15 protein-coding genes and 1 pseudogene are annotated in these 11,920 nt (G+C 61.9%); 11 read left to right on the forward strand and 5 right to left on the reverse strand.

What is annotated here, in order from left to right; translation table 11 throughout:
* Nucleotides 1–15: 15 nt before the first annotated feature.
* A complete protein-coding gene (locus EN786_RS30845) occupies nt 16–264 on the forward strand; it encodes a hypothetical protein (protein WP_246688777.1) in 249 nt (82 codons plus the stop codon).
* 13 nt (nt 265–277) lie between these two features.
* Here the strand turns inward: EN786_RS30845 and EN786_RS30850 are convergent.
* Nucleotides 278–570, reverse strand: a pseudogene (locus EN786_RS30850) (alkylphosphonate utilization protein); the annotation flags it as partial.
* A 507-nt stretch (nt 571–1,077) separates the two neighbouring features.
* Between EN786_RS30850 and EN786_RS30860 the strand changes: the two are divergent.
* On the forward strand, nt 1,078–1,665 hold the full coding sequence (locus EN786_RS30860) for a hypothetical protein (RefSeq protein WP_135909287.1): 588 nt from the start codon (nt 1,078–1,080) through the stop codon (nt 1,663–1,665).
* Nucleotides 1,666–1,754: 89 nt separating this feature from the next.
* On the opposite strand, the gene EN786_RS30865 is transcribed toward EN786_RS30860, so the two are convergent.
* The gene (locus tag EN786_RS30865) at nt 1,755–2,939 is read right to left on the reverse strand and encodes an MFS transporter (protein WP_135909289.1); all 1,185 of its coding nucleotides are present in this window, start codon (nt 2,937–2,939) and stop codon (nt 1,755–1,757) included.
* A gap of 319 nt (nt 2,940–3,258) precedes the next feature.
* Between EN786_RS30865 and EN786_RS30870 the strand changes: the two genes are divergently transcribed.
* The 4 genes from EN786_RS30870 (at nt 3,259) to EN786_RS30890 (ending at nt 7,117) form a co-directional block, all read left to right on the forward strand.
* Nucleotides 3,259–4,185 (forward strand): ArdC family protein, encoded by a 927-nt coding sequence (locus tag EN786_RS30870; RefSeq protein WP_135909291.1) that lies wholly within the window; start codon nt 3,259–3,261, stop codon nt 4,183–4,185.
* On the forward strand, nt 4,185–5,048 hold the full coding sequence (locus EN786_RS30875) for a hypothetical protein (RefSeq protein ID WP_135909293.1): 864 nt from the start codon (nt 4,185–4,187) through the stop codon (nt 5,046–5,048). Before EN786_RS30870 ends, EN786_RS30875 begins: the two co-directional genes overlap by 1 nt.
* A gap of 657 nt (nt 5,049–5,705) precedes the next feature.
* Nucleotides 5,706–6,017 carry a DUF736 domain-containing protein gene (locus EN786_RS30880; protein WP_095482589.1) on the forward strand — a complete coding sequence of 104 codons (312 nt, stop codon included), beginning with the start codon at nt 5,706–5,708 and terminating at the stop codon, nt 6,015–6,017.
* Nucleotides 6,018–6,826: 809 nt separating this feature from the next.
* On the forward strand, nt 6,827–7,117 hold the full coding sequence (locus tag EN786_RS30890) for a DUF982 domain-containing protein (protein ID WP_135909295.1): 291 nt from the start codon (nt 6,827–6,829) through the stop codon (nt 7,115–7,117).
* Between the two features lie 196 nt (nt 7,118–7,313).
* Here EN786_RS30890 and EN786_RS30895 read toward each other — a convergent pair whose 3' ends face one another.
* The gene (locus EN786_RS30895) at nt 7,314–7,568 is read right to left on the reverse strand and encodes a WGR domain-containing protein (RefSeq protein WP_135909297.1); all 255 of its coding nucleotides are present in this window, start codon (nt 7,566–7,568) and stop codon (nt 7,314–7,316) included.
* A gap of 10 nt (nt 7,569–7,578) precedes the next feature.
* Nucleotides 7,579–7,701, reverse strand: a complete 123-nt coding sequence (locus tag EN786_RS39350; RefSeq protein WP_281405021.1) for a hypothetical protein — start codon at nt 7,699–7,701, stop codon at nt 7,579–7,581.
* Nucleotides 7,702–8,263: 562 nt separating this feature from the next.
* Here EN786_RS39350 and EN786_RS30905 point away from each other — a divergent pair.
* Both EN786_RS30905 and EN786_RS30910 read left to right on the forward strand, forming a co-directional pair.
* Nucleotides 8,264–8,587 carry a DUF736 domain-containing protein gene (locus EN786_RS30905; RefSeq protein ID WP_135909299.1) on the forward strand — a complete coding sequence of 108 codons (324 nt, stop codon included), beginning with the start codon at nt 8,264–8,266 and terminating at the stop codon, nt 8,585–8,587.
* 426 nt (nt 8,588–9,013) lie between these two features.
* Nucleotides 9,014–9,763 (forward strand): hypothetical protein, encoded by a 750-nt coding sequence (locus EN786_RS30910; protein WP_135909301.1) that lies wholly within the window; start codon nt 9,014–9,016, stop codon nt 9,761–9,763.
* Between the two features lie 92 nt (nt 9,764–9,855).
* On the opposite strand, the gene EN786_RS30915 is transcribed toward EN786_RS30910, so the two are convergent.
* Nucleotides 9,856–10,380 carry a helix-turn-helix transcriptional regulator gene (locus EN786_RS30915; RefSeq protein WP_135909303.1) on the reverse strand — a complete coding sequence of 175 codons (525 nt, stop codon included), beginning with the start codon at nt 10,378–10,380 and terminating at the stop codon, nt 9,856–9,858.
* Between the two features lie 335 nt (nt 10,381–10,715).
* On the opposite strand from EN786_RS30915, the gene EN786_RS38845 reads away from it, so the two are divergent.
* The 3 genes from EN786_RS38845 to EN786_RS30930 are packed head-to-tail and all read left to right on the forward strand — an operon-like array spanning nt 10,716 to nt 11,729.
* The gene (locus EN786_RS38845) at nt 10,716–10,985 is read left to right on the forward strand and encodes a hypothetical protein (protein WP_246688778.1); all 270 of its coding nucleotides are present in this window, start codon (nt 10,716–10,718) and stop codon (nt 10,983–10,985) included.
* 55 nt (nt 10,986–11,040) lie between these two features.
* Nucleotides 11,041–11,355 carry a single-stranded DNA-binding protein gene (locus EN786_RS30925; RefSeq protein ID WP_135909305.1) on the forward strand — a complete coding sequence of 105 codons (315 nt, stop codon included), beginning with the start codon at nt 11,041–11,043 and terminating at the stop codon, nt 11,353–11,355.
* A gap of 26 nt (nt 11,356–11,381) precedes the next feature.
* Entirely contained in the window at nt 11,382–11,729 is a 348-nt protein-coding gene (locus tag EN786_RS30930; protein ID WP_135909307.1) for a hypothetical protein, read from the forward strand.
* Nucleotides 11,730–11,920 lie beyond the last annotated feature (191 nt).

An 11,920-nucleotide genomic window follows, 5' to 3' on the forward strand; every position in this document is an offset into this window, starting at 1 on the left:
CAGCGCCAGCTTGATATGATCGACCGGCAGATCATAAGGCGGATGACGACGATCATTCCGCAGCTCAAGCCCCAGCGTACCGGCCACCGACGCCTAAAACCTGCCGATGCCAGGACCTTTCTGGAACGGTATCGATCGAACCTTGCCGCGATCACCCAGGAAAGGCAGCACGAGATCGATGCGCTATCTCGCAAACTGGCAAGGCAGGACGCTGCGATCGCAGCACTGCGTGACAGAATCCCGCCGGACCTGCTGCGCGCCTGATACTCGTATCTGCTCAGCGCCTGCGTATGAATTCGGTTCGCAACACCAGCCCCTTGATCGCGTCATGCCGGCAGTCGATTTCGTCGGGATTGTCGGTGAGCCGGATCGACTTGATCACCGTGCCCTCCTTTCAGGCTCTGCCCCGCGCTTTTGACCTTGAGGTCCTTGACGAGGGCGACGGAGTCGCCGTCGGCCAGCACCTTGCCGGCGCATCGCGCTTCGATGCTTCCGGCAATAGCTGCAATAGCGGCCATCCCGACGCTGGTCGCCATTCCCTGTCGCGTCGTCATAGACGTAGTCGTCGTTCTGATCTCGCCTCGGATTGAATGCAGTGCGCTGTCAGTCCGACGTGGGAGCAGGCCAAAGATCTGATCCGCGGCAGCGGACCGGCGCACATCTCCGATACCGGCAGGAGCCGAAGTTCAACGCCGTCCCTCGCGCAGCTAGCGGGCAGGCGGATCGTGTGGCGGCGGGAATTGAACAGTGCATTTCCTCCCGTATGCCGATGTCCGAATTCATCCCTTGCCGGTCTTTCCGGCGGGTTTGCTGCGGTCTGAACCGGCGGCTGGCCGCTTCAAGGCCGCTGTCGCGCCGCGGAGCGGCCGGAACCCGCCGATCTCGGCAAGGCCGGCCCGCGTCCTGCGCAGGGACCAGTGAAGGACTGGCCCCCGCTTTTCCGCAAGCCGACCTCGCTCGCCTGGCAGGTCCCGGACCCTGAAGCGTCCAGCTTCCGCCGGTTCCTTTCGACCGCACCCGCAGGGAAGACCGGCAAGGGCCGGATCACCTGAAGGGCATCGCTAGAAAGGAAAGCTAATGTCCAGTTCAACCCGCTCCACCAGGACCAAAGCCCGCGTCGTCCAGCTCCGCAAGGGCACGACACTCGAAATGGTTCGGCTCTGCTGCCCGGACGGCCACCAGGCCACGCTCATCTCCGAAAGCTTCGGCCTTCCCGTCCTCGACAGCGACGGCATCCGCGAATTCCACGAGCGCAGCCTGGTCGATGGCGCCGACACACTCTCCGAGGGACTTTCCGACAAGGCGATGCAGATCCACCTGCAGAGGATCGTCGGCTCCTATGTCGGCTCCGCTTATGGAGCAGGCCAGTTCTACTCGAAGTCGGTCACCGAGGCCAAGGACGCCACAGCCAGGCTCGCCAACGACACCCGCGACGAGGATCTCGACGGTCCTGTCGGTTTCGACAGCAAGGCCCAGCGCAAGCGCGAGTTCGCCGCCGACATGGGCCTTCAAGCTCACGCGTTGCGCATGGCGGCCGAGGGCGCCGTCGCCGCCTACGAGCACATCGTCGGCGAGAGCTGGAGGCCCTACGAGCGACAGGTCGAGAACCCCGGCCAGGGCGTCAGCCGGCAGGCGGCCGATCTCCAGATGGCGGCTCTGGGCTGACTGCCACCGGGCGGGGCTTCGGCTCCGCCCGGCCTTCTTCGTACGACGGGTTTTTGCGACAAACTCATGTGACGTAGCAAGTCCCAGGATTAGCGCCGCTCCTGAGCTTTGCTCCAGAGGGACGAGCCGCCAACGCAGACCGCAATGGCGGAGCCACACACCATGAAGAGGGTTGCCTCGGAGGCTCCGGGCACCATTGTCGGCAGCAGATATATGGCAAGGCCAAAACCACTTGTAAGCAGGGTCGTGAAGGCTTGCACGCGGCCGATCGTCGTGGTGTCCACGACCGTCAGAAGATGGCCATTGGCTGCCGCTCGGGCCACGTTCCAGAGCATGCCAGCCACGCAATAAAGAACAACGGCGACTGCCGGACTTGTAGCCAGGGAGAACAGAATCAGGGAGGCAGCCGCGGCAATCAGGATTGTGGGCGTGAGATTTCGGAGGCGTTCGGCAATTGACGCAATGCCGACGACTACCAACGCGAGCATTCCAGCGGCAGCGGCTGCCATTTCGAGCAGGCCGAACAGTCCGCTGTCTCCGCTGAGTGATCGGTTCACAAAACCTGGAAGGAGCAGATTGGTGATCTGGATCACGGAAAAGGCTAGGCCGACAGTTACCGCGGCGGAAAGGCTGTGGGGATTGTTGAGCAAATAACTTAGCGCCTGCCTCGAAGCGGGCATGAGGCTTAGCCGCTGCGACGGTTGAACATTGCCGCTATGCGACGTGATCATCTTCAGCATGGGAAGACAGGCCAGCGCCACCAGTGCGAACAACAGGGCAGACATGGGACTGCCGAGCCTGTCGATGGCAAGTCCGGCAGCACTTGTTCCGATCGCTATGCCAGCCTGGTTGAAGAGGGAGAGCCGAAGGGCGAATCCCATGCGCTGGGCTTGCGGGACAATCGCCTGCAAAATACCACTCAGCGATCCCGCCAGAAGCGCGAACCCGAAGGCTCCCAATACGCCGGAGAAGATGAGAAGGACTGGCGACAGAGTTTCTGCGACAATTCCGGTGGGAGCGAGAAGGAGCAGCCCTAAGGCCCTGATCATCTGCCCTGCCACTGTGACGGTCCGCCGATCGTGCCGATCGACCAGATGACCTGCGACCGGCGCAAGCAACAGACCCGCCACACTGGATGAAAGCAACACCAGTCCCACCAGTCGAGAGCCGCCACCATGGAAAGCTATCCAGGCAGGCAGAACGATTCCGACACCAACGATAAAGAAAGAAGCGCACGAAAATGCAATGAATAGCGGTCGTTCAAAAACTCTCACGCGGTATTCCAGCCCTGATCAACATTGCTGCGCCTGGCACTCGATTCGCTAGCAGCACCCTGGGCCCAAAAAGCAATAGATGAGAAAAAGCAGGTAGACCACCTGATGCGGCCGTGCCAACCGCGGCCGTCACGAATGGTGGTCCTGCTCCGGTCCTCGTTCCGCTAAACGGCTTCGCCGTCCTCCACTAACGTTGCGGCCCTTACGCGACGTGTCCTTTCTTCCGATTGCCCTTCTGCGGGTTCCCGGACCTGCGGTCCTGCGCTGTCGGACCTCGTGACGGCCGCGATTGGCGCGGCCTCGAATGGAGGTCCGGAAGATGGACAGGAAGAGCAACAAATCCCGCGTCGATATCTACACGAAGATCACCGACCGCATCGTCGCGGACCTAGAAAAGGGCGTGCGTCCGTGGGTGAAGCCGTGGAGCGCGGCGAACACCACGGGGCGTATCACGCGCCCGCTGCGCCACAATGGATTGCCGTATCAGGGGATCAACACCCTGCTTCTCTGGTCGGAGGCCGTTTCGAGGGGTTTTGTTTCCCCAACCTGGATGACGTTCAAGCAGAGCGTCGAGCTGGGCGGTCAGGTCCGCAAAGGCGAGACCGGCTCGATGGTTGTCTATGCCAGCCGCATCGTACGCACCGAAACCGATGCCCATGGCGAAGAGGTCGAGCGCGGGATTCCGTTCCTCAAGGCCTATACGGTGTTTTGTGCCGACCAGATCGACGGCTTGCCCGCGCAGTACTACGGCAATCCCGCGCCGGTGTCCGATCCGGTGGAGCGGATCGAACATGCGGATGCCTTCTTCGCAAATACCGGGGCCGTCATCCGCCACGGTGGCGACAAGGCGTATTTCAATCCGGCTCTCGACATTGTGCAAATGCCGCCGTTCGAGAGTTTCCGCGACAGGCCCGGCTATTATGCGACCCTGGGACACGAAATGACCCACTGGGTCGGGTCGGAAAAGCGGCTTGATCGCAACCTCTCCCGCTATCACAAGAATCGCGAGTTCCGGGCTCACGAAGAGCTCGTGGCCGACCTCGGCGGCTGCTTTCTAGCAGCTGACCTCGGCATCGTGCCAGAGCTCGAGCCGCGGCCTGATCATGCCAGCTACCTGGCTAGCTGGCTCGAAATTCTCAGGAACGAGAAGCGATTCATCTTTGCCGCGGCGGCCCATGCCCAGCGTGCGGTCAACTATCTGCATGATCTCCAGCCGAATGCGACACAGATCGCGGAGGCTGCGTGATGTTGCATTCTCCGATCGTTGCCGGGGGTGGCGTGGAGCCATCCCCCATCCGCCTTCGTGTGCTCAGCCTCGGGGCAGGGGTCCAGTCCACCACGCTCGCACTGATGGCCGCCCATGGGCATTTCGGCCCATTGGATTGTGCAATCTTCGCCGATACGGGCTGGGAGCCTGCCGCAGTCTACGAGCATCTGCGCTGGCTGATGTCGCCGAACGTCCTGCCGTTCCCGGTGCATATCGTGTCGGCCCGCAATCTTCGGGAGAGCCTGATTGCCGCTGGCAACGGCAAGAGATGGGCGTCGATCCCGGCTTTCACCCGCACCGTCGACCGCCGCGGTAATATCTCGATCGGCATGATACGGCGACAATGCACCACCACCAGCAAGATCGAACCGATCCGCCGCAAGGTGCGGGAACTGGCTGGTCTCACACGCAAACGTTCCCCGACATACCCCGTCGTTCACCAGTGGCTGGGAATCTCGATGGACGAGGTGGTGCGCATGAAGCCGAGCCGGGCAGCGTGGCAACTCAACCGCTTTCCCCTCATCGAGAGCCGCATGACCCGGAAGGACTGTCTCGATTGGCTGAAAAGCCATGGCTATCCGAAACCGCCGAAGAGCGCGTGCATCGGCTGCCCCTTCCACAGTGACGCCATGTGGCGATCCATGCGGAACAACGACCCGGCGGCGTGGGACGATGCCGTGGAGGTGGATCGGGCGATCCGCACCGGCCTGCGTGGCATACGCGGCGAGGTCTTCCTGCATCGCTCCGGCGTTCCCCTCGATGAAGCCGATTTGTCTACGGCGGCTGACCACGGCCAGCTCGACCTCTGGCCGAACGAATGCGAGGGCATGTGCGGTCTGTAATCGTCCCGCCTGGCACACGTCGGTGGCTCAGCGCACCGGCGCCCCGCAGTCGGCCGCCGTGGCACCGGTCAGTTCCGGTAATAGCCCCGGCGGGCCGAGTCGGATCAGCCGGCCCGTGCCGACGTCTAGCCCGAGATGGATACTTCCATGACAGTGTAGCGGCCATCCATCTTGAAGGGGCAGACGCCGGACCCGGACTTTCGCCATTAGGCCAGTCGTCCTTTGACCGGACAGGAGGCGGCGGTGGCGTCCCTTTTCGGTTGGACGGTCTGTCCTTATGCGATGGTGCCTGACGGGGAGGGACGTGTTTGATGACGCCTCACCGTGGCTGCGGTTGCGCTGATCATGCCGATAGGATTCGCCTGTCGTCTGGCCGGCGGTTTCATGGAAGGGCGCACCACCTGCGTCCTCGATGTGGCTGGTCTGACCGAAGGCCGTCTTCGCTTCGCTACGCCTCGTTCTCAAACCCGCAACAGCCGGTCGCGACTTTCTTCCCCTGACGGCTGCGCCGCCATTCCGCGCGGAACAAGAAAGCCTCACCCTGGCTGCCCTCCACTGCGTTGCGTCCCCTGCGGGTGCGGGCCGATCGCCTCCGGTCTGTCGACCGCCATCGAGGTCGCGATGGTCGCGGCCCGAGAAACTCACGGAGACGACATCATGGCTACCATCGGCACCTTCACTTCCTCGGGCAACGGTTTTGCGGGCACGATCAAGACGCTCAACCTCAACGTCAAGGCCAAGCTGGTTCGCATCGAGAGCCCCTCCGACAAGGGCCCGCACTTCCGCATCTTCTCGGGCAATGTCGAGCTGGGTGCGGCCTGGCAGAAGGTCTCCAGGGAAACCGAGCGCGACTACCTCTCGGTCAAGCTGGACGACCCGAGCTTCCCCGCTCCGATCTACGCCACCCTGATCGAGGTGGAAGGCGAGGAAGGCCTGCAGCTGATCTGGTCTCGCCCCAACCGGGACTGATCGCCTCGACGAGGGCTCCGCCGCAAGGCGGGGCCTTCGGCCTTCCAAGCGAACGCCGGCAGGCAGAAGGAGTACCAAGCGCCGCCTTTCGGGGGTGCTGCTCCTCGCCGTCCATAACGGAGAACCACGGCAGTTGGCATGAGGTCGGCGCAGTCCACATGGCGCCCGGGGCTGTCGGTCCCGCGTCCGCCTGCGGCGGCGCTATGCTGACGCTCCTACTGCCGCCCTGTGAAACCGGGCTCAGGGCCACGAACTTTCTCCAGCACCGAACTGACTGTACGCCCTCGTTTGCTTTGGGTTGGGAGAGAGGCGCGCGTGAGCAGCCACTCTGCAACCTCACTGTGTGAGGCTCCCACGACCGCGATTTAATTTGGTGACTTCTCAGCGGCAAGGATGCCGAGTGGCCGAGGCTGAAAACCATGCTTAAAAGCCTCAGGCCCGGCGACCAGGTGCTAGCCGTTGCCACTGATCGCATCGCCCGCAATCTCCTTGACCTACTCACCATCCTGCGCGCCATCTAGAGCAGCGCGCTGGCCTGCGGCCTGCTGGACGAGCCGTTTATTGACACGACGATCGGAGATGGCTGATCTCATCATGTTCGTCGTCGGCTGGGCCGCGTACTGACAGCGCCGCAACATTCTGCTACGCACGTTTGATGCCCTGATCCTGCCACCGTCCCCCAGGCACCTGCGCCAACGAGAAATCTTCCATCGCGCCCCTTGAACCGTCTCGGTCCGGACAGCACATTTGCGATGGTTGCCGGGCGGAATGCTCGTCCAAAGCGGTGGTTCGTGAACTGGGAGGAGCGCATGGATGCGGAGGAGTTCGGCAGCCCCATTTTCGTGAAGCGTGCGACCTATATCGTGCAAGAGATTGCGAGCCTCGCGGACGTCATCGATTTCCTCAGCGACTGGCCCGAGGATCAAAGAGATCTGATCCACCAGACCGCCCTTCAGGCCTGCTATGACGCAGAGGATGGGCACAAACCGTTAAGCGCCGCACACCATGCTTTTATCGATTTCGCCAGGCAGGTCGCCATCCTAGAAGATCCAATCTCCGCCATGCAGTGGATCGCCGCCTGCAAAAAGCGGCGCGCGTAGGGACAGGTTGGGTTGTAGTTAAGCTTGGGGGCATTCCGTTCAGATTTTCACCGATCGCGGACAAGAGCGGAAGAATCTCCATCATCGCCGGTAATTCCGGCAAACAGGGATGACAGTGCTTATGGCGATCGGCTGGCCGCTGAGGCATCGAGTTGGCCTTTCGGGCCTGCGATCTTTTGCGCGATGTCGCCAGCCGCTAGTCCGGATCACAGTCGCGATATCCGCGCCGGCGCTTGGCACGCTGAAGCTTCATTGATGCGGTGGCCGCACTGTCTTCGGCATCGAAGGTTTCCATCATCGATTGGCCGCTGGTCCCGATGCGGCCCCAGTTGCGAATGACGGATGCTCCGCCGAACAAGGTCGGTTGGATCGCAACCACATAAAACCGCCGCATGTTCTGCGAAGGGTCGATGCGTCGAAGATGAACGGGCCGTGCCTCTTCGTTTTCCATGGCCGCAGTCTCACTTGGCTTGGAAGCGGCGTCCAACGAGTTCTTTGAATCCAACCGGCTCGACCGATTCATTGCGGTTATGGGTGCCGCGCGGTCGCTTCAGGAAGGTCATGATCACCGCGGTGGCCAGCAAGCTCGTCGCCGCACTGTGCATGATCGAAGGCGCACGCGTCGGACCGTCACGACGTAAGCGCGCAGCAATTCGGCCCCCGAGCCTATCAGACCGCCGGAACCAGGTGGGCGGCCCCTTGCGGGGGTTAATCGTCGTCATCAAGACTGCTCTCATCGCCTGAACCTTTGGCGGCGTTGCGGGATCATGTGCGGCCGTTTGAGCGGCGACCGGACAGGGCCTAGACCTCGTGCCTCTGGTTTCGTGGCGGCATCGATCGTGCCGCTTGTGCCGGATGCATGGCGGACATTCCGATATCTCCAGTATCGTTCTTCGATGCCCGGACCCTCCCTGAACGGCCTCTCTTAAGATTGGTCTGACGCCGGCCCGGCCTTTGCCTGCAACGGCTTCGCCGACCTTCTTCCCCTGCGGCTTCGCCGCATTCCTCGCGGGACAACAAGCTCGGCTTCCGCCGTCCTCCGCTCCGCTGCGGCCCAGTGGATGCAGTCGGCCGGACCGTCGTCTCACGACCGCTATCGAGGCCGCACAGGGCGGCTTCGGACAAACCAGTCAGGAGCACACGAACATGGCTACTATCGGCAACTTCCAGCTGGCCGGCGAAGAATTCAACGGCGAGATCATCACGCTTTCCCTCCAGGCCAAGAAGGTCCGGATCGTCCCCGATACGCGCGCCAGCGGCGAAAACGCACCCAGCCACCGCGTGCTCGTTGGTCGAGTCGAGTTCGGTGCCGGCTGGTCCAAAAAGTCCAACGAGGGCCGCGCCTATCTGGGCCTCAAGCTCGACGATCCGAGCTTCACCGCCCCAATCTACGCCAACCTCGTCGCCGACGAAGGCGGTCAGAGCTACAGCCTCATCTGGTCTCGGCCGAATCGTCGCAACGGCGACTGACGAACACCGAATGGCGCCCCGCAAACAGCGGGGCGTCATTCAGATCGCCCAGCTACTCAGCGCCTCAGATCGATAGCTGGACGCGCCATGGGGCGGCTTCGGGCAAACCGTAAGAAATACGAACGCCAGGCATCCCCGCGTGATTCTTGTCTGTCAGGCGGCGATCTCAATGACCCGCTCGCGGATTTTTTGATACTTTACTTTGTATGCTCCCCCTTGCAATCATGCCGAGTGAGTCTGAACGGAGGAAAAATCGAGCACAAAAAAACCGGCGCGGAGGCCGGCTTTTCCAGGGAATAGGCTACAGGAGTTGGCGCTCCTGATCTCGCCCGAAGATTTTGTGAGACCGTAGCCCGTCTTTCCCGACATTGCAAGAGAATTGCGCTTCCGCGCCACGGCTTTGCACGGCCTGGCGAGAGGAAAGAAATGGATCTCTATTCAACGCTGAGCCTATGGCTCACGAACATTCGGTCATTGCCCGAGCTGGACGATTTTTGCCGCCAGATATGGAAGCTCTACGGCGACGAATCGTTGGGCGAGGATGAAGCGGAGCGGCTCTGCGAGAAGGCTGACCGACAACGCGCCAACCTCAAGAAGGACCGCGCGGATGGTCGTGCGCTGCCTCGCTTCTGGTATCCGCAACGCCCGCGCAGCGAGCGTAGCCGGCGCGAGGCTGCCCACAGCCCCCGAGATCCCGTACGGTGGCAGCGAAAGCGGCGTCTCGGCCGCATGCAGGCTGTCCGGCCCGAGTTCGCCGGCGCGTTCACCGAAGGGGAGAGCGCGGCGCTTTACATTGTTATGTGCGATTGCCGGCAGCATGGCAGATGCGATCGATCGGTTAAGGAAATCGGCGATCGGGCCGGCGTCGGGCCGACCACGGTGCGCAATGCGCTGCGCAAAGCCGGCAGGCTCGGCTTGCTGCGCGTCACCGAGCGCAGACAATGGCGAGCCAGGAACCTGACAAATCACATTGTTGTCGTGCATCGGCGTCAGATCGCCTGGATCGCGAAATTTCGGCCCAATCTCGGCCTTAATTTTTATCCGACTGCCTTCAAAAAAGCGGCGTCCACAGGAAGCTCCCGCAATAAACAGAGCGGAAGACCATTTGGCAGCCGATCCGACTGGCCGCCGGACGGGCCGAAGCCATTCCCCAGTCACGCATCGCCGACCGTCTGACGCCTTAGCCGCCAAAACCACGCTTGCCGCGGATCCCCTAAAGGCGGCACGAGGCTGTTTTTGAAGCAGCCTTGGGGATCGGTCGCGCCACATCAAGCCGGTTGGTGCTGGATGCCGGGTTCCTGAAACAGGAAGGTTGCCGGATCGCGGCCGAGCGCCTCGCCGACGGCGGCGATCGTGTCGACACTGATATTGCCGCTCGCGCGCTCGAGCTTGGTGAAAGTGATCTCCGACACACCCAGCAGCTCCGCCATTTGATAGCGGACCAGGTTGCGGCGCTTGCGCTCGCTGTCGATGATGGCGGCGAGGCGCGCGCGGATCGATTTTTCGGTGAGCTTGTGCGCCCATGGTTCCACCTCGGCGCCGCCGACCAGAAGTGTCGCGATCGACACCTCAAGCGCCTGGGCCATCTGTTCGACCGTGCGCAGGGTCACGTTGTTTCGTTTTCTCATGGTGCGAATGTAGGTGCGGTATGCGAGTCCTTGACCCGGCGACGTTTTGAACAGTTCCGCCATGTGTTGATGGCGAAGCTTTCGCCTGCGGCGCTCGGTTTCGAGGAACCAGGCGATATTTTCCCGAAGCGGGTTGTTCACCTCGCCCGCTTCGTTTGGCAGCATGAATCTATGTATTCGCACGAACCCGCCTGTTCGGTCTGCCCTTTTCTTTGAGCAAAATCCATAGTAAAGTGTCAAAAACGTTTCAGAGAGAAAGAGCCATCACCATGCTCAAATGTCTGATTATGGGCGCTGCCGCGATCGCGGGTGCCGGGTCTGTTCCCTCCCAAGCATTCGCATCCGAGTGGGGCTGCCAGGTCCTGCTTTGTCTGTCTGGTGACTGGCAGGGTACGCCCTCCTGTCATCCGCCGGCCCGCTACGATCCGTACGAGGCCTGCCCGCAGGGGTGGATGCCTTACGCACCGACTAGCGACCGGCCGGGACAAGGCCAGGCCAGCATGTGCCGAATCGCGGCTGGCAATCTCGGTCAGCCTGCCAACTTTGGAGCGCGGCATGGTCAGGCAGACGGAAGTCCGACGGGAACCATCCAGCTCGGCGACCGCACCCTGCCGGTCCAGCTTACTCATGTCTCCAGCGGAGCACATAACGATCGAACGACCACCTATTACGACATTCAGCGCCCGCGCCGCGCGAAGCCTTACTACATCGGTTACGACGACGCGAACGGGCTGCGGCAGCGCACCTGGTTCAACCTTAGCAGACCATGATCCCGAGTCACCCCGGGCGGCTAAATTAGTGGTAGGAAAAGAGGCAGTTACCCCGATGAAAAGCGTCAACAGGTTCACCATTCATGGCAATGTCGGGTCGGTCGCGCCCTTCGACAAAAGCACCAAGGTCAACATTGCCACCAATCGCAATTGGCGCGACGAACAAGGCTATCCCAAGGAAGCCACTGATTGGGTCCAGGTGACGGTCCTGGAGGAGAAGCAAGCCGCCTGGGTGGCGGAGAACGCCAAGCCCGGCGATGTCGTCTTCGTCGAAGGCCGCATCAGCAACAACTCTTTCAAACGCAACGGCGAGACCGTCTATACGACGGACCTTATCGCGTCGACGTTCAACGTTTTTCCGAAGCCGTGATCATGTTCAATGCGGGGACCCTTATCATGGCGGCGGCATCCGGAACATTGGTCGGCATAGGCGGCACGCTGGCTCTCTATCCCACACAAGACCAGCTCTCCGCGGCGATTGCGTCCGAGCCGGCGCTGTGTGCGAATCTGGCCGCGGCCGGCCTTGAGATTCCATCGCCGGCCGAGGCTTTGGATGCTTTCCGGCGAGCAAAGAACACTGATCAAGCGACGTTGCGCATCGGAGAGTGCTCGAAGAACGCCGTGGGACCCGGCGTGCAATGCACCGTGAAGTACAAGCTTCGCACTGCCTGGAAAGGTGAAGGCGATGGCGTTGTCGCGTTCTCCAGGGGACCCGATGGCTGGCAAGCGATGCAGCTTCAATGATCGTCTGCATGCCAACGTCTGGTTCGGCTCAGTTCCCGGGTCGATCAGCAAACCCTCGAAACCCTTCCTGCAGTGATCGCCGCTGGTGGCACCGGACTCTTCGACCCGCCATCGGGTCCATCGAAGGATTTTCTTTTGTGTCGCTGCAATTCCCATGCCCAAAGAGCCGGAGCCGGAGCGCGCCTCAATAG

Origin of the sequence: Mesorhizobium sp. M4B.F.Ca.ET.143.01.1.1 (genome assembly GCF_004792275.1) — a bacterium.
GTDB lineage: Bacteria > Pseudomonadota > Alphaproteobacteria > Rhizobiales > Rhizobiaceae > Mesorhizobium > Mesorhizobium abyssinicae.